The organism is Nocardioides secundeburneus (genome assembly GCF_039939255.1).
In the GTDB taxonomy this organism is placed as follows: domain Bacteria; phylum Actinomycetota; class Actinomycetes; order Propionibacteriales; family Nocardioidaceae; genus Nocardioides.
The window spans coordinates 341,119-361,964 of record NZ_JBDUUE010000001.1; the positions used below are offsets into that span (position 1 = coordinate 341,119).

Annotated in this window: 18 protein-coding genes; 7 read left to right on the forward strand and 11 right to left on the reverse strand. The window is 73.5% G+C overall.

Annotation, left to right across the window (positions count from 1 at the left end):
- Window positions 1-5: 5 nt before the first annotated feature.
- On the forward strand, window positions 6-500 hold the full coding sequence (locus ABFT23_RS01575) for a hypothetical protein (protein WP_347892073.1): 495 nt from the start codon (window positions 6-8) through the stop codon (window positions 498-500).
- Here the strand turns inward: ABFT23_RS01575 and ABFT23_RS01580 are convergent.
- Window positions 487-1,707 carry an FAD-dependent monooxygenase gene (locus tag ABFT23_RS01580; RefSeq protein ID WP_347892075.1) on the reverse strand — a complete coding sequence of 407 codons (1,221 nt, stop codon included), beginning with the start codon at window positions 1,705-1,707 and terminating at the stop codon, window positions 487-489. The genes ABFT23_RS01575 and ABFT23_RS01580 overlap by 14 nt on opposite strands.
- A complete protein-coding gene (locus tag ABFT23_RS01585) occupies window positions 1,704-3,665 on the reverse strand; it encodes an MMPL family transporter (RefSeq protein WP_347892077.1) in 1,962 nt (653 codons plus the stop codon). Before ABFT23_RS01585 ends, ABFT23_RS01580 begins: the two co-directional genes overlap by 4 nt.
- A 118-nt stretch (window positions 3,666-3,783) precedes the next feature.
- Between ABFT23_RS01585 and ABFT23_RS01590 the strand changes: the two genes are divergently transcribed.
- Window positions 3,784-4,233, forward strand: coding sequence for a MarR family winged helix-turn-helix transcriptional regulator (locus ABFT23_RS01590; protein ID WP_347892079.1), 450 nt, complete (start codon window positions 3,784-3,786; stop codon window positions 4,231-4,233).
- A gap of 4 nt (window positions 4,234-4,237) precedes the next feature.
- Here ABFT23_RS01590 and ABFT23_RS01595 read toward each other — a convergent pair whose 3' ends face one another.
- From ABFT23_RS01595 to ABFT23_RS01610, 4 genes are all read right to left on the reverse strand, one after another.
- Window positions 4,238-6,874 carry a CARDB domain-containing protein gene (locus tag ABFT23_RS01595; RefSeq protein ID WP_347892081.1) on the reverse strand — a complete coding sequence of 879 codons (2,637 nt, stop codon included), beginning with the start codon at window positions 6,872-6,874 and terminating at the stop codon, window positions 4,238-4,240.
- 52 nt (window positions 6,875-6,926) lie between these two features.
- On the reverse strand, window positions 6,927-7,562 hold the full coding sequence (locus ABFT23_RS01600; protein ID WP_347892083.1) for a hypothetical protein: 636 nt from the start codon (window positions 7,560-7,562) through the stop codon (window positions 6,927-6,929).
- Between the two features lie 243 nt (window positions 7,563-7,805).
- Entirely contained in the window at window positions 7,806-9,173 is a 1,368-nt protein-coding gene (locus ABFT23_RS01605; protein ID WP_347892085.1) for a lipase family protein, read from the reverse strand.
- Between the two features lie 55 nt (window positions 9,174-9,228).
- Complete coding sequence (locus ABFT23_RS01610; RefSeq protein WP_347892087.1) at window positions 9,229-11,073, reverse strand: flavin-containing monooxygenase; 1,845 nt, start codon at window positions 11,071-11,073, stop codon at window positions 9,229-9,231.
- A 110-nt stretch (window positions 11,074-11,183) separates the two neighbouring features.
- Here ABFT23_RS01610 and ABFT23_RS01615 point away from each other — a divergent pair, with 110 nt between their 5' ends.
- Complete coding sequence (locus ABFT23_RS01615; RefSeq protein ID WP_347892088.1) at window positions 11,184-12,056, forward strand: alpha/beta fold hydrolase; 873 nt, start codon at window positions 11,184-11,186, stop codon at window positions 12,054-12,056.
- A 113-nt stretch (window positions 12,057-12,169) separates the two neighbouring features.
- A complete protein-coding gene (locus tag ABFT23_RS01620) occupies window positions 12,170-13,342 on the forward strand; it encodes a GAF domain-containing protein (RefSeq protein ID WP_347892090.1) in 1,173 nt (390 codons plus the stop codon).
- Here ABFT23_RS01620 and ABFT23_RS01625 read toward each other — a convergent pair.
- From ABFT23_RS01625 to ABFT23_RS01640, 4 genes are read right to left on the reverse strand one after another with little or no spacing between them, the layout of a single operon-like run.
- On the reverse strand, window positions 13,329-13,718 hold the full coding sequence (locus ABFT23_RS01625; RefSeq protein WP_347892092.1) for a universal stress protein: 390 nt from the start codon (window positions 13,716-13,718) through the stop codon (window positions 13,329-13,331). The two genes, ABFT23_RS01620 and ABFT23_RS01625, sit on opposite strands and share 14 nt — an antisense overlap.
- Window positions 13,715-15,229, reverse strand: a complete 1,515-nt coding sequence (locus ABFT23_RS01630) for a tripartite tricarboxylate transporter permease (RefSeq protein WP_347892093.1) — start codon at window positions 15,227-15,229, stop codon at window positions 13,715-13,717. The genes ABFT23_RS01625 and ABFT23_RS01630 overlap by 4 nt, the downstream gene beginning before the upstream one ends.
- Entirely contained in the window at window positions 15,229-15,780 is a 552-nt protein-coding gene (locus tag ABFT23_RS01635; RefSeq protein ID WP_347892095.1) for a tripartite tricarboxylate transporter TctB family protein, read from the reverse strand. Before ABFT23_RS01635 ends, ABFT23_RS01630 begins: the two co-directional genes overlap by 1 nt.
- Window positions 15,767-16,786, reverse strand: coding sequence for a Bug family tripartite tricarboxylate transporter substrate binding protein (locus ABFT23_RS01640; protein ID WP_347892097.1), 1,020 nt, complete (start codon window positions 16,784-16,786; stop codon window positions 15,767-15,769). Before ABFT23_RS01640 ends, ABFT23_RS01635 begins: the two co-directional genes overlap by 14 nt.
- Before the next feature lie 80 nt (window positions 16,787-16,866).
- On the opposite strand from ABFT23_RS01640, the gene ABFT23_RS01645 reads away from it, so the two are divergent.
- Both ABFT23_RS01645 and ABFT23_RS01650 read left to right on the forward strand, forming a co-directional pair.
- Entirely contained in the window at window positions 16,867-18,480 is a 1,614-nt protein-coding gene (locus tag ABFT23_RS01645; RefSeq protein WP_347892099.1) for a sensor histidine kinase, read from the forward strand.
- Window positions 18,477-19,175, forward strand: a complete 699-nt coding sequence (locus ABFT23_RS01650; RefSeq protein ID WP_347892100.1) for a response regulator — start codon at window positions 18,477-18,479, stop codon at window positions 19,173-19,175. Before ABFT23_RS01645 ends, ABFT23_RS01650 begins: the two co-directional genes overlap by 4 nt.
- Here ABFT23_RS01650 and ABFT23_RS01655 read toward each other — a convergent pair.
- A complete protein-coding gene (locus ABFT23_RS01655; RefSeq protein ID WP_347892102.1) occupies window positions 19,163-20,575 on the reverse strand; it encodes a sulfatase-like hydrolase/transferase in 1,413 nt (470 codons plus the stop codon). The genes ABFT23_RS01650 and ABFT23_RS01655 overlap by 13 nt on opposite strands.
- A 68-nt stretch (window positions 20,576-20,643) precedes the next feature.
- Here ABFT23_RS01655 and ABFT23_RS01660 point away from each other — a divergent pair.
- On the forward strand, window positions 20,644-20,846 hold a 203-nt coding region (locus tag ABFT23_RS01660), incomplete at its 3' end, for a hypothetical protein (RefSeq protein WP_347892103.1).

Sequence of the window (20,846 nt, forward strand, 5' to 3'; positions counted from 1 at the left end):
TGCCCGTGGCCAAGCGCTGGTACTCCGTGGTCGTGCCGCCCGCCGAGGCCGCCCGCCTGCGGGCGCTCGACAACCGCGACCAGGGCAAGGCCAGCTGGCCCCTCGGGCCCAACCGGAGCTTCCGACGTCGGAGCCGGACGAGGTTCGAGGTCAAGGACTACGCCTCGATGGGGCCGGGCAAGGCCATGGTGACGACGCTCGGCCGAGCCGTCCTGCACGACGACGACCAGGTGGACGTCGTCATCAGGACCACGGGCGCCTGGGCCGGGTGGCTGCTCGTCGCGGGCGGCGTCCTCATGCTCGCCGTCGTGCCTCGCGACGGCCTCGTCGCCCTCGCCTTCGCTGCCGTCTTCGTGGCGGCCGGCTGGGGGTTGTTCCTGCACCGTCCCCACGCCGACGCCGATCTCGATGCCGTCGAGCAGGTCATGCGGGCCGAGATCGGCGGCGAGTGGCGATCCGGGCCGGCCGAGCGCCGACCGCCGGGCGTCAGCGGTCGGTGACCAGGTCGGGCAGCTCCCGGTCGGACGACGAGCCCGACCCCAGCCGCGAGGCCAGCGCCCGGACCGGACCGGTCGCGGCCAGTCGGGTGCCGGCGTTGAAGAGGGCGACGCCGAGGCGCGAGCGAGGGTTGGCGAGCCGGGGCGTGCCCGGCGGCAGGTCCTGGACGTCGTCGACGAGCGGCCGCAGCCACTCCTCGTAGGCCGCGAACGCCGCCTCCGGAGACGACGCCCGCGACAGCTCGGCGGCCAGCACGTAGGCGCCGATCAGCGCGAGCGAGGTGCCGAACCCGCCGATCGGGGTCACGCACCACGCGGCGTCGCCCAGCAGGACGACGCGGCCGCGGCTCCAGGTCGGGCAGCGCACCTGGGTGAGGTCGTCGAGGTAGAGGTCGTCGGCCTCGTCGAGCGCGTCGAGGATGCGCGGCGCCTCCCACCCGACGTCGGCGAAGCGCTCCCGCAGCTCGGCGCGCTGCTCGTCGACGGACAGCTCGCGCAGGCCCGTCTCGTCGGTCATGAAGTTGAGCATCGCCCGCGTGGTGCCGGTGTTGTCGGGACGCAGGTTGACCGACCGGGAGCCGGGCACGCTCATCCACCGCCACCAGCGGTCGTCGTCGTCGGTGCGCGGGATGGTGGCCCACGCGCAGTACATGCCCAGCCGCTCGAGGTCCGGCTCGTCGTCGCCGGTCATCACCAGGCCGCGGGTGTGCGACCACGGGCCCTCCGCCACCACCAGCAGGTCATACGACTCCGAACCACCTCTTTCGAGCGACACCGTGACCGACGCGTCGTCCTGGTCGACGTCGACCACGTGGTCGCCGTGGCGCCAGGTGACCCGGTCGGGGCACGCCTCACGCAGCAGCCGCGCGAGCTCGCCGCGCAGGATCTCGAGCTCGGCCGTCGGCCCGTCGCCCGTGCTGTCGTCGGTCGGGAACTCCGAGACCGTGCCGCCGTCGGCGTCGACGAACCGGGTGCCGACCTCGCCCGTGCCGACGTCGCGGACGGCGTCGAGGAGGTCCATCCGCTCGAGGACGTCGCGCGCGAGCCCGCGGACGTCGATGTTCTGCCCGCCCCGACGAGGCTCGGGCGCGCGCTCGAGCACGGTGACGTCGTAGCCGGCGCGGTCGAGCCAGTAGGCGGCCGCCGGGCCGGCGACGCTCGCGCCGGTGACGAGGACGCGGGGGCGCGGTGTGCTCGCGGGGGTGCTCATGACGCCATCGTCCGGGGCCACCAGAAACGGTCGCCCAGGATGAGCGCGATCGCCGGCACCAGCACGGTGCGCACCAGGAGCGTGTCGAGCAGGACGCCGATGCAGATCACCACGCCGATCTGGGCGAGCGCGACGGCGGGCAGCACGCCGAGCACCGTGAACACCGCGGCCAGCAGGATGCCGGCGCTGGTGATCACGCCGCCGGTGGCCGACAGGGCGCGGAGCATGCCCTCGCGGGTGCCCGGCGCGGCCGCCTCCTCACGGGCCCGGGTGACCAGGAAGATGTTGTAGTCGACGCCGAGCGCGACCAGGAAGACGAACGCGAACAGCGGCACCGAGGTGTCGAACGCGGCGAAGTCGAGCAGCCCGGTGAAGACCCACCAGGCGGCGCCGAGGCTGGCGGCGTAGGTCGCGATGACGGTCGCGACCAGGACCAGCGGTGCCACCACGGCCCGGAGCAGCGCGCCCAGCACGAGCAGGACCAGCAGCGCGACCAGCGGCACGATCACCAGGAGGTCGCGGCGTCCGCCGTCGGCCTCGTCGATGGCCGAGGCCTCGGTGCCGGCGACGAAGGTGTCCGGCTCGCCGGCGAGGGCCTCGCGCAGGTCGAGCACGGCGGTCCGGGCGTCGTCCGAGCCGGTCGGCGCCGCGAGCACCGCCTCGATCTCGCTGACGCCGTCGCCGGTGGCGGCGACCTCGGCCGACAGGACGCCGTCGACGCCCTCGACGGCGGTCAGCACGGTCGCGGGGTCGGCCCGCGTGACGACGCGGACCGGGTCGGCCGCGCCGCCCGGGAACGACTCGCCGAGCCGCTGCGCCGCGACGATCGCCTCGGGCGTGTCGATGAACTGCTCGGACTCGTCGAGCCCGGTCTGGACGGCGAGCAGCCCGACGGCGAGCCCGCCGAGCACCACGACGCTGGCGACGACGACGCGCCGGGGCGAGCGCGACACGGCCCGGCCGACCCGCGACCACAGCGGCGACACCGGCGCGGTGCTGCCCGGGACGGCGTGCGGCACCCGCGGCCAGAACACCCACCGCCCGCAGCAGACCAGGGCGGCCGGCAGGACGACGAGCACGAACGCGGCGGCCACCGTGATGCCGATGGCCGAGGCGAGGCCGAGGCCGCGGGTGGTCGGCGTGAGCGAGAGCAGGAGGGTGAGCACGCCGAGCACGACCGTGACGGCGCTGGTGACCACCGCCTCCGCGGTGCGGCGCAGGGCGACGGCCATGGCCGCCTGGCGCGACTCGGTGGTGGTGAGCTCGGCGCGGTAGCGCGAGATGAGCAGCAGGGCGTAGTTGGTGCCGGCGCCGAAGACGAGGATGGACAAGATGCCGGTCGTGCTCTCGTCGAAGGCGACGTCGAGCGCGGCGAGGACCTGGGTGGCCAGGACGGCGGCGAGCCGGTCGGCCACACCCACGACCGCCAACGGCACGACCCAGAGCACCGGGCTGCGGTAGGTGACCACCAGCAGGAACGCCACGATGAGCGCGGTGGCGCCGAGGAGCCGCAGGTCGGCGCCCTCGAAGACCGCCTCGAGGTCGGCCTGCACGGCCGCCGGGCCGGTGACGAGCGCCTCGATCCCGTCGGGGGTGTCGGCGGCGAGCCGGTCGCGCAGGCGCTCGACCGCGTCGGCGCTCTCGGTCGGCGACGCCGTGTCGAGCGGCACGAACGCGAGCGCCACGGCGCCGTCGTCCGACACCGCCGGCGCCGGGGCGCCGAGGTCGGCGGCGAGGGCGGTCACCTCGTCGAGCTGGGCCGGCGACAACGCCCCCTCCCCCGACGACAGGACGACGGCCGCGACGTCGGGCTCGGCCGGCAGGTCGGCCTGGGCCAGGAGGGCCTCGGCCGAGTCGGACCCGGCGGGCACGGTGTCGGTGGGGCGCGGGGTGCGCTCACCGTCGCCGAGCAGCGCGATCGCGACCAGGGCCAGCAGCAGGGGCACCAGGGCGATCACGGGGGCGACCCGGCGGTCCAGGAGTCGCTCGACCCGCGTCCGGGTCGTGACAGACTCGGGGTCGACAAGCGCGAGATTCTCATCTCGTTGATTGCTAAGCATGTGAGAGACTTTGATGGTGAACGAGTTCCGTGTCAACCCGGCGACGATGGAGGCCGTGCAACAGCTGGTCGTCGCCGCGGTGGAGGTACGCCGCGTGATCGGGCGTCGCACCGGGCTCAGCGAGCTCGAGATGGCCGCCCTGGAGCAGGTCGTCGCCGCACCGACCTCGCCCGGGGCCATCGCCCGTCAGCTCAAGGTCAGCACCGCGGCCTCGACCGGCGTCGTCGACCGCCTCGAGCAGCGCGGGCACGTCGAGCGTCGTCCGCACGAGACCGACCGGCGCCGCACCGAGGTGCACGTGACGGCGTCCGGGCGCACCGAGGTCGTCGGCCACCTGCGGCCGATGCTCGAGGCCCTCACCGAGCTCGACGCCTCGCTCGACGACGACGAGCGCGCCGTCGTCGAGCGCTACCTCCGGGGCGTCATCGAGGCCTTCGCGACGATCAAGGACCTCGACGACGACTAGACGCTCACGGGAGCGTGATCGTGCCGTTCACGGTCGACCGCTTGCGGTGCACCTGGTTGTCGGGGCCGTACGTCGTCCAGGCGTAGGAGCAGCTGATCGTGTAGGACTTCGACCCCCTCGTCACCGGCTTCAACCGGTAGAACGGCGTGAGCCCCTCGGTGGTGCAGGGCGGGATGCTCGCCAGCAGGTCGTACTCCCGGTCGACGGTCTGCACGCACCTGGCCTCGACGTGTGCGCGGGCCCGGCCGGGATGGCTCGACCCGGCGCCCAGCAGGAGGTCCCCGGTCGCGGGGTCGATCCAGGCGAACGCCCGCTCGGGCAGCATCTCGCCGGACGCCGTCAGCGTGCGGTCGGTGGTGGTGTCGCCGCAGCCGTCGGGCCCGTTGTGACGCCACCAGGTCTCGTGGAGCGTGCCCGATGCGGAGAACGTGGAGCCCGGTCCGTTGGTGTAGCCGCCGGCGCCGTCGGCGACCAGCACCAGGTTCAGGGTCCCGGACTCGTCCTCACGGCCCAGCCACGCCGGGCGGCCCTGGCCGTCGTCGCCGTCGTAGTCGTCGCGGAACGTGTAGGCCAGGTTGCCCTCGAGCACGCAGACGCCGCCACCCGTGGTCGCCGGCGTCGACACGGTGGGGCCGAGCCGCAGCGGCAGCTGGCACCCGCAGGCAGTGCTGCCCACCATCGTGGTCGTCACCTTGGTCTGCTCGGCGAGGTCGGCGTTGGAGTAGATCAGCACGACCGACACCGCGCGTCTCGTCCCGTCGTCGATGCACAGGGTCGAGGTGGCCTTGCCCGACAGGTCGACGACCGACGTGGTGCCGTCGTCGTAGGTGAGCACCGCGCGCAGCTTCGCCCGCGGGTCACCGGCCTTGTCGTGGGTGACCTCGAGCTCCTTGATCGTCGGTCCGACCTTCACGTCGAGGAACTGCGCGGCGAGGTGCGGCACCGGCACGAACTGCTGGACCGGTGCGCCCGCGGCCGGCACCGATGCCTCGGCGGTGATCGCGGCCCAGGCCTGCAGCCCGTCCCAGTCGCGGAAGTGCGGCACCGCACCGCGGTTCCAGGTCGACAGCACGAAGTCGTCCCAGTCGCCGGCGAACCCGTTCGGCAGCGCGGCGTCGACGGCCTCGACCGGCATCTTCTGGGCCATCTCGTCCCACACGCGTCGCACGAAGGAGATCGCACCGCGCCGCGCCATCCACTGCGGGAGCAGGTAGGCACCGTAGTCGTGCTTGGCCGGCGGGGCCTCGACGTCGAGGGGCACGGCGGGGTGGTCGAGGAAGGCCGGAGCGGCCTGGTGCTCGGTGTCGTCGGGGCCGAGGCCGATGCCGTAGAGCGGGTCGGTGACGTAGTCCTGCACCCACTGGGCGGTCATCTCGCGCACCCAGCTCGTGTCGTGACAGCTGCCCTTGGTCGGGCGCGCGAGCTGGAGGGCGTGCATCACCTCGTGAGCGAGGTACGGGTCGGCTCCCCGCCACCCGGCGGCGGCCGCCGTCCGCGGGAAGACCATCGAGGACGACACCTTGCTGCACGACAGGTAGGAGTTGCCGAAGGTCGTGGCGGTGGTGGCGTCGACGAGCGCGATGTCGAGCGCGTCGCTGCCGCCGCTGCACGGACCGTTGCCGTCGGGCAGCAGACCGCTGCCCATCAGGTCGCCGAGCTCGGGCAGGATCTCGGCGTCGAGGATCTCGACGAAGTGCGCTGCGGTGGCCGCGTCGCCGGGGTTGGCGGCGAGCCACCACACGCGCACGTCGCCGCCCTGCGTGTCGAGGTGGTCCCAGGTCTCGAGGGTCGGCACCAGGTCGTCGATCTTCGCGCACCACGGCGCGTCGAACGCCCGGCGCCCGGAGGTCTCGCGGGACCGCGGCGCGGTCACCGGGTCGGGCGACCAGTGGCTGCCGGCGTAGAACGGCGGGATCAGGAAGGGGGTCAGCACCTCCTGGTGCGCCGGCGACAGCTCGGCCCACCGCTGGGCGGCCTCGGCGAGCCCGCCCTCGTCGAGGCCGCTCGGACGGCCGGCGTAGCGCGACGGCAGACGGGTGTCGCCGAAGTCGGCGAAAACGCGGTAGACCAGCCCCTGGTCGGCGGAGATCCGGCCCGCGGCGACGTCGGCCTCGATCAGGTCGTGGCTGGACGGCGGCACGACGGGCGGCTGCGGGGGCTGGGGCGTCGGCGGCGGCACCGGCCTCGGTCGCGCGGTGACGACGACCGGCCGGGTCGCGACCCGGCAGTTGTTGCGCTCGTCGCGCTCCGGCACGGCGCGGCCCGCGTCGGCGCAGGCGACCAGCCAGTAGCGACCCGGTCGGACGGCGTTCGGCACGACCACCGTGGCGGCGACCTTCGCGGTGCGTCGCGGCTTCAGACCCGACACCTTCTTCGTCGGACCCAGTGTCCGGTCGTTACCGACGCGGCGGTCGGGCGACAGCGCGAGGCGGACCGCCGACGTCGCCGCTGCTCGTCGTCCGAGGTTGCGGACGGCGGCCGTCACCCGCAGCGGCTTGCCCTGTTGTACGCGGGGCGCGGACGACACGGTGGTGACCGCGAGGTCGGCCCGGGGCTTCGGCCTGCCCGCCGTCGCGACCGATGGGAGGGCACCGGCCGCGACGGCGAGGACCAGGAGGACGAGGAGCAGGCGCTTGATCACGACCCCAGGGTGCGACGACGGGCTTGCGACGTCCTTGCAACCGGATGGCAGGTCAGCCGGCCTGCGGCACCCACGACGTCCAGCGGTGCCGGCCGCCGAGGTGGTCGACGAACGGCTCGTCGTAGGGGCGGTAGGGGTCCTTCTCGCCCTCGTTGACCGAGGTGACCGCGACGCGGACGGCGTCGGCGGTGAAGCAGCCCTCGCGCTTGGCGACGGTGTACTCGAAGTAGCGCAGCTTGCGGCCGGGGTCGCTGTCGAAGGTCAGGTCACCGACGCACGCGCCGTCGGGCGAGTGACCCCACTGCGGGGTCGGGTGCTCGCGCCAGCCGCGGGTCTCGGCGAAGCGGTAGTCGCTCCAGAACTGCATGAAGTGGCCGTACTCCGGGCCGCGGCGGGTGCGGTCGGTGTCGAGCCAGACCGACAGGTAGCCGAGCGGGTAGCCGTAGGTCTGGCGCACGCCCGGGAACGTGACCCGAACGGTGAGGGCGTCGGCGGTGTTGCGCACCGTGACCTTGCGGATGTCGAGCTTGCGCCGGCCCGCGTCGCCCTTCGCGTCCTTGAACGTGGTGGCGCCGGACGTGGTCGCAGGGGACGACGGGGCGGGATCGGCGGGGGCGGGCGGGGTGGCGGACAGGGCGAGCAGGGGTGCCGTCACGGCGGCGGCGGCCAGCAGGCTCCAGGACTTCATCGGGGCTCCTCGGTCGGGTGGCCGCACCCTGCGGCCGGAGCCAGCCTGGGCGCGGCACCTTGCCGAACGCTTGCCGTCGACGTGCAAGCCGTCCGCCAGCGCCGCCTCCTAGCGTCGCCACCATGACCCGACACCCCTACCCGGCGCCGCCCGCCCGGCCGCTCCCGACCACGTACGCCGTCCGCCAACGCCGACGGGCGCTGGTGCGCGCCCGCCGCCTGGCGGCCGCCGACCTGCGCTGAGCTACCGCCGACGCCTCGGCACCGGCAGCGGCGCGAGCGACGTGCCCGGCGCGATCGAGCCGCAGCTCGACGGCGCCTGGACGCCGGCGAAGCGCGCCTCGACCCAGGCGATCGCCTCGGGCAGCCACAACGGCACCGAGGTGAAGTGGCTCAACGGGTACTGCCGGTACTGCACCCGCGTGCCGTGCGCGCAGTAGCGGCGGGCGAGGGTGCGCACGTCGCCGGCGATCATGACCCCGTCACCGGCGCCGATCCCGGGCTTGTCGCCCGGGGTTCCCTCGACCTCGCCGCCGGTGCCCTGGCCGATGAACATCGGGGTCGTGGGTCGCGGCGCCTGGCCGAGGTTGAGCCGGTTGACCGCGCGCACGTAGGGCCGGACCTTCGTCGGGTCGCGGAACCGCTTCTTGGCCAGCTTCGCCCAGGTGAGCCCGGGATAGGCGCCGAGCACCTCGGTGATCGAGGCCTTCTGCAGCGTCGCGAACACCCGCCGGCCGTAGGGGTTGAGGTAGGGGCGCAGGTCGATCTCGAAGGCGCGGGCCGCACCGACGAGGGCCATGGCGAGCACACCGGCCCAGATGCGCGAGCCGGAGACGTAGTCGAGGTTGTTGTCGGGCGCCACGAGCACGCCGCCCTCGGCAGCGCCGACGAGCAGCCGGTTCACCTCCGGCGCGTAGGACGGCGCCAGCGCAGCCGCCCACCCGGTCGCGATCGCGCCGCCGGAGTAGCCCAGCAGGGCGATGTCGGGCCGGGGCGCGATGCCGGCGGCGGGCGAGCTCATCGCCGCGCGGAGCGAGTCGAGCGTCGTGCGGCCGTACTCGGGGCCGGCGGCGAAGTCGGCCGTGGCGCCCTGGGTGTCGGCGACGACGACGCTGTTGCCGGCCAGCAGCAGCGGCGTGACGAGCGCCAGCTCGGCGTGCACGGCGTTGCCCCCCGGGCTCGTTCCGCCGGACATCGCGTACGACGGACCGTCCTTGGGGTTGAGCGAGTCGTAGAACGATCCGTAGGCGACGACGCGGTCGGGGTGCAGCGCCACGGGCGGCTTGATGATCGAGGTGACGTTGGCGGTGGCCCGGCCGCGCTGGTCGGTGGTGCGGTAGAGCAGCTGCACCACCTTCAGCGGCACCGGGATGCCCTGCAACGAGTAGGTGACCACCCGGGTCTTGAGCACGGTGCCGCGCTTGATCTTCGCCAGCGGCCTCGCGCCCGTGTAGGTGTGGAAGGGCGACGGCGCCGCGGCGCGCAGGGCGCCCGTACCCACCGGGGCGGGCTCGGCGCCGACCGGCGACGGGACGACGAGCGCCGTCGTCGCGAGGACGGCGGCGACGGCCGCGGCGAGGGTGCGGGTGCGGGTGAGACGGCGGTGGCCCATGGGCCGAGGTTACCCGCGAGTCACTTGGCTGGCGAGACCCTGCGCGGGCCCTGGCTCAGCCCAGGTGGTGCACCTCCTGCAGGCCGTAGACCGGCGTCGGGATGCCCTCGGCCCGGGCCTTGAGCTGCAAAGCGAGGTAGAGCGAGTAGTGGCGCGACTGGTGCAGGTTGCCGCCGTGGAACCACAGCGCCTCCTGCTGGGTCGGCTTCCACATGTTGCGCTGCTCGCCCTCCCACGGACCGGGATCCTTGGTGGTGTCGCTGCCCAGCCCCCAGCACTTGCCGACCCGGTCGGCGACCTCCTGGCTGATCAGGTCGGCCGCCCAGCCGTTCATCGAGCCGTACCCCGTGGCGTAGACGACGACGTCGGCCGGCAGCTCGGTGCCGTCGTCCAGCACCACGCCGTTCTCGGTGAGGTGGGTGACCTGGCCGTGCGCGAGCTTCACCTGGCCGTCGGCCACCAGCTCGGCGGCGCCGACGTCGATGTAGTAGCCGGAGCCGCGGCGCAGGTACTTCATGAACAGCCCGCTGCCGTCGTCGCCCCAGTCGTGGCGGAACCCGCTGGCCTCGAGGCGGTCGTAGAAGTCCTTGTCCTTCTCGGCCATGGCCTCGTAGGCGGGGATCTGGAAGGTGTGCAGGATCCGGTAGGGCAGCGAGGCGAAGATCAGGTCGGCCTTCTCCGTCGTGACGCCGGCCGCGAGCGCACGCTCGGAGTAGAGGTCGCCGAGGCCGTACTCCATGAGGCTGTCGCTCTTGACGATGTGGGTCGACGAGCGCTGCACCATCGTGACGTCGGCGTCGTGCTCCCACAGCGCGCCGCAGATGTCGAAGGCGGAGTTGTTGCTGCCGATGACCACGGCCTTCTTGCCGGCGTAGGCGTCGGGCCCGGGGTGGGCCGAGGAGTGGTGCTGGTCGCCGCGGAAGACGTCCTGTCCGTCGAGCACCGGGATGTTCGGCTTGCCCGACATGCCGGTGGCGAGCACGAGCTGCTGCGGACGCAGGGTGAGCGGCCGACCCTCGCGCTCGACCTCGACGGTCCACTCCCCCGTCTCCTCCGAGTACGACGCCGAGGTGGCCACGGTCGACGACCAGTACGGCACCTCCATGACCTTCACGTACGACTCGAGCCAGTCGCCGATCTTGTCCTTCGGCGCGAAGACCGGCCAGTTGTCCGGGAACTTCAGGTAGGGCAGGTGGTCGTACCAGACGGGGTCGTGCAGGCACAGGCTCTTGTAGCGGTTGCGCCACTGGTCGCCCGGACGCGGGTGCTTGTCGATCACGAGCGCCGTGACGCCGAGCTGCCGCAGCCGGGCGCCGAGCGCGATGCCGCCCTGGCCGCCGCCGATCACGAGCACGTACGGCTGCTCGGTCGAGCCGAGCGACTCGGCCTCGGCCTGGCGGGCCTCCTTCCACGTCGTCCGGTTCTTGTCCGCGCCGTGCGCGGCCCCCATCGGACGACGCGTGCCGCGCGGCTCCTCGTGGCCCTTGAGCTCGCGCAGGGTGGTCAGGAACGTCCAGGCCCGCGTCTCGCCGTCCTCCTCGACCAGCCGGACCAGGCCGTGGCCGCGACCGACGGAGGTCTCGAAGTCGAACCAGGCGGTCGTGACACCGTCGGCCTCCTCGGGCGGCTCCGACGTCGCGAACCCGCTCGGCGCGACCCGCTCGAGCGTGGCGCCGAGCAGGTCGGCGACCCCGCCGGGGTCCTCGACGGTGGTGAGGTTCCAGGAGAACGCGACGAGGTCGCGCCAGAAGCTGGTGGCGGCGAAGTGGCCGGCTGCCGCCGGCACGTCGCCGGCAGCGAGCGCGGCCTCGAACGAGGCGAACCAGGCGTCGGCCCGCTCCTGCGGGGACGGCGCTGCCGTGGTCGGGTCGTCGGTGGCCGGGTGGTCGATCAGGGTCATGTGACCGAGGACACATCGTCGGCCAGCGCCGGCGGAAGGGTTGCACGCGGTTGCGACGAGCCAGCGACGAGTCCGCGATGAGTCCGTCGGCGCCGTCCGGTCGGAGCAGCATGACCACGACCCTCCAGCAGTCCCTCGGCCGCACCGTCGGCGAGGGCGACGACCTCATCACCTACGACGTGCACGGCGACCTCGCGTCGTCCACCCGGCCGCTGTTCGTCTTCGGATCCCCCATGGACGCCGTCGGCTTCGGCTCGATCGTGCCGCTGCTGGCCGTCGACCGGCCCGTGGTCACCTACGACCCGCGCGGCACCGCCCGCAACCCCACCGGCACCACCCCCACGCCGCCCGAGCTGCACGCCGCCGACCTGCACCGCGTGATCGAGGCGCTCGGCGTGGGCCCGGTCGACTGCTTCGGCACCAGCGGCGGCGCCGTCAACCTGTTCGCGCTGCTGGCGGCCCACCCCGACGACGTCGCGACGGCGATCGCGCACGAGCCGCCGTCGTCGACCTTCCTGCCCGACCGCGACGTGCTGGCCGCGGTCACCGAGCACATGGTCGAGACCTACCACCGCGACGGCTTCGGACCGGGCATGGCCGAGTTCATCGCGATCGTGAAGCACGACGGCAAGGTGCCGCCGAGCTACCTGGACGCGCCCGCCCCGGACCCCGCGATGTTCGGCCTGCCCGTCGACGACGACGGCGACCGCACCAACGCGATCTTCCGCAACAGCCCGACCTGCCAGCTCTACGACGCCGACCTCGACGTCCTGCGCGCCCTCGGTGACCGGCTCGTGCTCGGCGTCGGCGCCGGGTCGAACCAGGAGTGGCCGGCGCGCGGCACCCGTGCGCTCGCGGCCGAGCTCGGCGTCGAGCCCGTCGTCTTCCCCGGCTCGCACAACGGCTTCTCCGGCGGCGAGTACGGCCAGCCCGCCGGCGACCCGGCCGGCTTCGTCGCCGTCCTGCGGCGGCTGCTGGGCTGACCGGTCCGCGCGGGCCTTGCGCCGGGCGGCGCGGCTTGCTCTCCTGGACCAACTCGGTCGCAACCCCCGCGGGTGTGCGATGGACGCGTACGACGACGTACGAGGAGACCGCCGTGAGCTTTGCCGCCGTCCGGCCCGGGAGCGACCTCGCCCTGCAGGCCCGTGAGCTGACCCGGGTGCACGACGCCTTCCTCGGCGGCTCGCGCGGCCAACCCCCGCGCAGCGTGGTGGCGAGGTCGTGGCGGCGCGTGCTCGCGGCCGGCGTCGACCCCGGCGGCGGCACGCTGCGCGACCCCGCCCCGGTCGAGGACGTCGAGCGGCGGCGTCGCGGCTCACCGCTCGCGGCCGTCGTCGACGAGCTGCGCGGCGTGCTGACGAGCGTGGCCGACGCGTCGTCGTTCCTCATGGTCGTCTGCGACGCCGACGGGGTCATCCTGTGGCGCGAGGGGTCGGCCCGGGTGCGACAGCAGGCCGACCGGCTCGGCTTCGCCGAGGGCGCCACCTGGACCGAGGACGCCGTCGGCACCAACGCCATCGGCACCGCGCTCGTCGAGGCCGCCCCCGTCCAGCTGTTCTCGGCCGAGCACTTCGCGACCCGGCAGCACCCCTGGTACTGCACCGCCCACCCCGTGCACGACCCGCGCACCGGCGCCCTGCTCGGCGTCGTCGACATCAGCGGCCCGGCACTGACGCTCCACCCGGCGTTCTGCGCGCTGGTCTCCTCGGCCGTCCGGCTCGCCGAGGCCGGCCTGTGGCGCCACCACCAGGAGTCGCTCGACCGGCTGCGCCGCGTCGCCGAGCCGGTGCTCGGGGCGGCGTCCGGGCCGGCTCTGGTCGTCGACGACCACGGCTGGGTGGCCGCCCGCTCGGGCATCGCGGCCCGCGAGCGCATCGCCGTGCCGCAGGCCGACCGGGCGCTCGCCGTCCCCGGGCTCGGGCTGTGCCTGCCCGAGCGGCTCGCCGGCGGCTGGCTGGTGCGCGCCGCGTCGTCGTCCGAGGTCATCCGGGCCTCGCTGTCGCCGGACGGCGTGCTCGAGGTGAGCGGTGCGCAGTCGTGGCGGGTGACGCTGTCGCCGCGGCACGCCCAGGTGCTGCGGGTGCTCGCGACGGCCGGTCGCCCCGGCCTGACCGCCGCCGCGCTGAGCACCGCCGTCTTCGGCGACGCCGACCACGTCGTCACCGCGCGGGCCGAGGTGTCGCGGCTGCGGCGCGTGGTCGGCGCGCTGGTGAGCACCCAGCCCTACCGGCTCAGCGACGGCGTCGAGCTGGTGCTCAGTCCGGCTTGACGGCCAGCACCGGGCAGGGCGCCTCGAGGATGACGCGCTGCGCGACGCTGCCCATGATGAGCTTGCCGACCGGCGTCCGACGGCGGATGCCGACGACCACGAGCCGCGCCTTCTCCTCGGCAGCGATCGAGACGAGCGCGTCGGCGACGTCGGGGACGACGTCGTGGCGCACCTCGACCTCGAGCCCGGAGTCGGCCAGCGACGCCGTCAGCGCGGCGATCTCGTCGTCGTGCGCGAACCGCTTGTCGACCAGGCTCTGACCGGTCGAGGCGTTGACGACGAGCAGCCGCTCGTTCTTCTCCCGCGCCGCCTCGACGCCGTGCGCGAGCGCGGCCCGGCCGTAGTCGTCGGCGCTGTAGCCCACCACGATGCTCATGCCTTGGCCTCTTCCTTCTCGGCCGGAACGGTCGAGTCGGAGGCGACCACCGGCTTGCGCAGGCTGCCGATCACGGCCGCCACGACGAGGATGGCCATGAGGGCGTAGACGACGATCGCGACCGGCTCGCCCCACAGCGTGCTGACGTCGCCGTCGGAGATGACCAGGGCGCGGGTCAGGCGCTCCTCGAGCAGCGGGCCGAGGATGACGCCGACCAGCAGCGGCAGCACCGGGATGCCGAAGCGCCGCATGCCCAGGCCCATGAGGCCGAAGACCAGCAGCAGCGCGAGGTCGAAGGCCTCGAAGCTCACGCTGTAGGCGCCGAGGGAGGCGAAGAACAGGATGCCGGCGTAGAGGTAGGGCCGCGGGATCTGCAGGAGCTTGGCCCACAGCGGCGCCATCGGCAGGTTGATGACCAGCAGCAGCGTGTTGGCGATGAACAGGCTGGCGACGAGCGTCCACACCAGGGCCGGCTCGGCGTCGAGCAGCTGCGGGCCGGGCTGGATGCCGTAGCTCTTGAGCGCCAGCAGGATCATCACCGCGGTCGCCGTCGTCGGCAGGCCGATCGCGAGCAGCGACATCATCGTGCCGGCGGCCGAGGCGTTGTTGGCCGCCTCCGGGCCGGCGACGCCCTCGATGGCGCCCTCGCCGAACTCCTCGGGGTGCTTGCTGAGCTTCTGCTCGGCGGCGTAGGACAGGAAGGTCGGCGTCTCGGCGCCACCGGCCGGCAGCGCCCCGAAGGGGAACCCGAGCGCGGTGCCGCGCAGCCACGGCTTCCACGACCGCGACCAGTCGGCCCTGCTCATCCACGGCTGGCCGACGGGGATCACCTCGAGCGGCTTGCGGCGCAGGTGCGCCGCGACCCACAGGGCCTCGCCGATCGCGAACACCGCGACCGCGACCACGACGACGTCGATGCCGTCGGAGAGCAGCGGCTGGTCGAAGGTGAGCCGGGCCTGGCCGGTCGAGGTGCCGATCATCGCGATCGCCAGGCCGAGGAACAGCGCGATGAAGCCACGCAGCTTCGAGGCGCCCATCACGAAGGTGACCATGAACAGCGCGAGCAGCATGATCGCGAGGTACGACGGGTCGCCGAGCTGTACGACGACGTCGGCCACGTGCGGCATCAGGACGACGAGCAGGACCGTGCCGATCGTGCCGGCGACGAACGAGCCGACGGCGGCGGTGGCCAGTGCCTGGGCGGCGCGGCCCTTCTTTGCCATCTTGTTGCCCTCGAGCGCGGTGACGACCGACGACGCCTCACCGGGGGTGTTGAGCAGGATCGAGGTGGTCGAGCCGCCGTACATGCCGCCGTAGTAGATGCCGGCGAACATGATGATCGCGCTCTCGGGACCGACCGCGTAGGTGACCGGGAACAACAGGGCGATGGCCATCGCCGGGCCGATGCCGGGCAGCACGCCCACGGCGGTGCCGAGCAGCACGCCGAGCGCGGCGAAGAGCAGGTTCTCGGGGGTGAGGGCGGTCGCGAAGCCGTCGAGGAGGAGGTCCATCACAGCACCCCGTCCAGGACGCCGGCCGGGATCGGGATGCCGAGGCCGACGTAGAAGCCGTACCAGGTGCCGACCGACAGAGCCGCGCCGATCGCGACGTTGCGCACGTGGGTGCGGCTGCCGAGGGCACCGGCGGCGCCGGCGAACAGGACCGCGCCGGTGATGGCCCAGCCGAGCAGGTCGATGAAGACGATGTTGAACAGGAAGACCGCGAGCAGCAGCCCCACGGTGCGCCAGTCGGTGCCGCCGCCGAGGTCGACGTCCTCGCCGTCCTCGGCCTCGGCGCGGTCGCCCCGAGCGGTGGCGACGGCGAGCAGGACGCCGAGCAGGACCAGGGCCCCGCCGACGGCGAACGGCACGGCCCACGGCTGCACCGGCTGGTCGGCGAAGGCGTCGTCGAGCGTGCTGGCGTCGTAGAGCACGTAGCCGCCGACCAGCACCAGGAAGGCGGCAAGGCCGTACTGCGCCTTGTCGACGACGCGGGCCGGCGTCGGTGCCCGGTGCGCGGTCCGCCCGGGGCGCCCGGTCAGCTCTGCCTCAGAGGTCGTCATTGATGCCCAGCTCCTTCAGGGTGTCGGCGACGCGACGGTCCTGCTCCTCGAGGAACGTCGCGAACTCCTCGCCGGTGGCGAAGTTGTCGATCCAGCCGTTGTCGGCCAACGCCTGCTGCCACTCCTCGGTGGCGTGCATCTCGGTGAGCAGGTCGGTGAGGTAGTCACGCTGCTCCTGCGAGATGCCGGGCGGAGCGAGCACGCCGCGCCAGTTGGTGAACACGAGGTCGATGCCGGCCTCGGTGAGGGTGGGCGCGTCGACGCCGTCGATCCGCTCCTCGCCGCTCACGGCGAGCACGCGCAGCGAGCCGTCGGCGATCTGGCCCTCGAACTCGCCGAGACCCGAGGTGCCGACGTCGATCTTCGAGCCGAGCAGTGCCGTGGTGAGCGGGCCGCCGCCGTCGTAGGAGACGTACTTGACCTGCGCGAGGTCCTCGATGCCGAGGGTCTGGGCCAGCTGGTACGGGAACAGGTGGTCGGGCCCGCCCGGTGACGAGCCGCCGCCCACGGTGATTGAGTGCGGGTCGGCCTTCCACGCCGCGACCAGGTCGTCGATCGTCTCGAACGGCGAGTCGGCGGGCACGAGCAGGCCCTCCTGCTCCTCGACGACGCGCGCGATCGGCGTCATGTCGGAGACGCGGGCGTCGGACTTGTTGGTGTAGACCGCGCCGACGACGCCGAGACCCATGATCATCATCAGGTCGTCGGCGCCCTCGGAGTTGGCGAGCCGCTGCATGGCGACGGTGCCGCTGGCGCCGAGGACGTTGGTGATCTCGAAGCGACCGGTGAGGTCGTTGTCCTCCATCGCCCGCGCCGCGGCGCGACCGGTGAGGTCGTAGCCGCCGCCCGGGCTGTTGGGGATCATCATCTGGAGGCGGCGGTTGCTGGGGTCGTCGGAGCCGCGCGTGACGCCGCAGCCGGCGGTCGCGAGGGTGAGCCCCAGCGCGAGCGTCAGTGCGACGGCCAGCCGGCGCCGACCTCGGGAGTGGTGTGATGTGCGTGACACGTCGACGAGCATGCGGCCGCGATGTGGTGGACGTCACGATTGCGGTGGCAAAGGAGGTTGTGGTCGTTGTGGTCACGCGCATGCGCGAACGCCGCCGACTGACGCTCGCCGGTCAGTTCCTGCTGCTGCAGCTGGTCGTCGTCGCGCTCCTGCTGCTCGTGGTGGGCGTCATCGGCGTCCGGCAGTCCGACGCCTCGTTCCAGAACGAGCGCGGCCCGGCGATGCGCTCGGCGGCCGAGGACACCGCCAGCCTGCCGCTGGTGCAGGAGACGCTGAGCGACCTCGCCGACCTGCCGCCGCGGGTGGTCTCCGAGCGGCTGGCGCCGCTGCTGGTCCGCGCGCTCGGGACCGGCGCCGACGACGTCTACGTGGTCGACACCGCCGGCGTGGTCGTGGCCGCCTCCGACCCCACGCTGGTCGGCACCCGTGCCGAGCTCGGGTCCAGCGACGCGCTCGAGGGTCGCGGCTGGGTGGGCGACGTCGTGCACGACGGACGACGCACCGCGGCCGGGCACGCCCCGGTCTACCCCGCCGACGGCTCCGGGCCGGCCGGCATCGTCGTCGCCGAGCAGGACTACCCGACGCTGCGCGACCGGCTCACCGGGTCGGCGTCCGACCTCGCGCTCTACCTCGGCGTGGGCGCCGTGCTCGGCCTGGTCGGCTCCTTCGCGGTCTCGCGCGTGGTCAAGCGCGGCACCCGCGGGCTCGACTCCGACCAGATCGCCAACCTGGCCGACCAGCGCGAGGCGCTGCTGCACAGCATCCGCGAGGGCGTCGTCGCCGTCGGCACCGACGGGCGGGTGACGATGGTGAACGACGCCGCGCGTCGCACGCTCGGCCTGCCCGACGACGCCGACCCCGTCGGCCGCCGGGTCGACGACCTCGGCCTCGACCCGCACGTCGTCACCCTGCTCACCGAGGGCGAGACGCAGGACGCCGTCGCGCTGGTCGGCACCCGCGTCGTGGTCTTCAACCGGCGCTCGGCGTCGTCGCACGGGCGCGGCATCGGCTCGGTGACGACGCTGCGCGACCGCACCGAGCTGGTCTCGCTGCAGAGCCAGCTGAGCTCGAACCTGTCGATCACCGACACCTTGCGCGCGCAGACGCACGAGTTCGACAACCGGCTGCACACCATCTCCGGGCTCGTGCAGCTCGGCGAGTACGACGAGGTCCGCACGCTCGTCGGCGACCTCGCCCGCCACCGCTCGGAGGTCGGCGCGTTCGTCTCGGCGCGCATCGCCGACCCGGCCGTCGCGGCCCTCGTCGTCGCGAAGGACTCCGTCGCCGCCGAGCGCGGCGTCGAGCTCGTGCTCGACGCCGGGTCGCGGCTGTCGGCGCTGCCGGCCGACGTGTCGGCCGACCTGACCACCGTGCTCGGCAACCTGGTCGACAACGCCGTCGACGCCGCGGCGTCGCTGGTCGAGGTGTGGCTCACCGAGGTCGACGGCGACGTGCACCTGCGCGTGCGCGACGACGGCCCCGGCGTGCCCGTCGACCTGCGCGAGGCGATCTTCGTACGCGGCTTCTCCACCAAGCCGGAGGTGCTCGGCGGTCGCGGCATCGGCCTGCCGCTGGTGCAGCTCATCTGCACCCAGCGCGGGGGCTCGGTCGAGGTCGGCCGGGCGGCCGAGGAGGGCGGCGCCGAGTTCGTCGTGGTGCTCCCGCGCTCGATGCGAGAGGGTGTGCCCTCGTGACCTCCCCGATCCGTGTGCTGGTCGTCGACGACGACTTCATGGTCGCGCGCATCCACACGCGCTTCGTCGAGGCCACCGACGGGTTCGAGGTCGTCGGCACCGCGCACACCGGCGCCGACGCGCTGCGCCTGGTCGACGAGCTCGGCCCCGACCTGGTGCTGCTCGACGTCCACCTGCCCGACCTCGACGGGCTCACCGTGCTCGGCCGGCTCCGCGGCGCCGGCACGCAGGTCGCCGTCGTCATGGTCACCGCCGAACGCGGGGCCGACGCCGTCCGCACGGCGCTGCACGGCGGCGCGATGCAGTACCTCGTCAAGCCGTTCGAGCAGGCCGACCTCGCCGACCGGCTCCGGCAGGTCGCCACCGCGCTCGGCGTCCTGGCCGAGGGCGAGACCGACCAGGCCGCGATCGACCAGGCGTTCGGCGCCGGGGCGACCGCCGCCCGCACGCCGTCCGCCCCGACCCGGCTGCCCAAGGGCCTCAGCCCCGAGACCGCCGACCTGATCGTCGCCGCCGTCCGCGAGCGCGAGGAGATCTCGGCGTCCGAGGCCGGCGAGCTCGTCGGGCTCTCGCGCGTCACCGCCCGCCGCTACCTCGAGCACCTCGTCGAGCGCGGCGACGCCGAGGTGCGGCTGCAGTACGGCTCCGCCGGACGGCCCGAGCGGCGCTACCGGTCGCGGGGTCAGGCCGGGTAGGGCAGCAGCGTCGCGTCGACCGCCTCCCAGGCGGCCTTCAGGGCGGCGAGGTCGGCCGGCCGCTTCTTGGCCAGGTCGGCCTGCTCGCGGACGTCGGCGCGCAGGTCGTAGAGGTGGTCGACGCCGTCGAGGCGGGCGTACTTGAGGTCACCGCGTCGCAGCGCGCGCCCACCGCGGGTGCGCCAGAACAGGTCGCGCTCGGGCACGCGGCGTCCCTGGAACAGGTGCGGCACGAGGCTGGTGCCGTCGAGCGGGTAGGCCGCGTCGGGGGTGGCGCGGCCGAGCTCGAGGAAGGTCGCCGTCCAGTCGGTGGTGTAGACGGGAGTGTCGTCGACCTGGCGCCCGCGCAGCCGGCCGGGCCACGAGACGATCATCGGCACCCGGATGCCGCCCTCGTTGACGCTGGCCTTCTCGCCGCTGAGCGGCCAGTTGTAGGAGAACCGCTCGCCGCCGTTGTCGCTCTGGAACAGCACGATGGTGTCGCGGTCCTGGCCGGTGCGGCGCAGCTCGTCGAGCACGCGGCCGACGGCGCGGTCGAGGTCCTCGACCATCTCCTCGTACTTCGCGAGCGAGCCGCCGTCCTCGTGGAAGAGGGCGCGGGAGTCGCCGGCCTTGAGGCGCGCGGTGAGCTCGTCACTGACGGCCTTGTCGCCGCGGCCCTCCCAGGGCCAGTGCGGGGTGGTGAAGTTCAGGTTGAGCAGCCACGGCTGGTTCAGCCGGGCGTTGCGGCGGACGACGCCGACGGCCTTCTCGGTGACGATGTCGGTGTAGTAGCGCGGGTCGTCGACCTGCTGCTCGCCGTCCCAGAGGTCGTAGCCGTTGCCGGCCCACTTGGAGAAGTAGTCGAGGCCGCCGGAGTAGTTGCCGAAGAAGGAGTCCCAGCCCGACTTGAGCGGACTGAACCACGGCAGGAAGCCGCCGTGCCACTTGCCGACCATCGCGGTCGCGTAGCCGGCGTCCTTGAGCAGGGAGCCGAGCGTCGGGTGCTCGGGCGGGATGCCGTTGTCGGGGCCGGGCGCCGAGATCGGCTCGGCCAGCCCGCCCTTGATCCGGCCCGGGTGGCGGCCGGTGTAGAGCGCGACGCGCGTCGGCGAGCAGACCGCACCGGCGGAGTAGCCCTGGGTGAACCGGACGCCGTCGCGCGCGAGGCGGTCGAGGTGCGGGGTCCTGATGCGCGGGGCGCCGTAGACCGACAGGTCGCCCCAGCCGAGGTCGTCGGCCAGGATCACCAGGATGTTGGGCCGGGGCGTGCGACCGCCGCGGGCCACGGCGCGGAACGGCTGCTCGGCGTACGCCGGTCCGCTCGCGCTCGCGGCGGCGGCACCGGCACCGAGCGCGCCGACCGCGGCACCGGCCAGCGTGCGTCGGGTCAGACGGGAGGACTGGGGACCATCGGACATGCCGGACTCCTGAGAAAGTCGAGTGGATTACTCGACAGACTAGGGGTCGGCCCGCGGTAGTTCGACACGTGGTCGACCTCCGAGACGCCCAGGAGGTCGACCAGGTGTCGAACTATCCGGACGCGGCACACGACACGGTCATCGACATGACGGCCTCTTCAGGCGGCGCGCCACGCGTGAGGCGAAGCCAGCGCCGTCAACCAGCGTCCAGGTCGGAGGCGACCATCTCGGCGATCTTGGCGACGGCGGCGTCGTCGTCGCCGGCGACCTC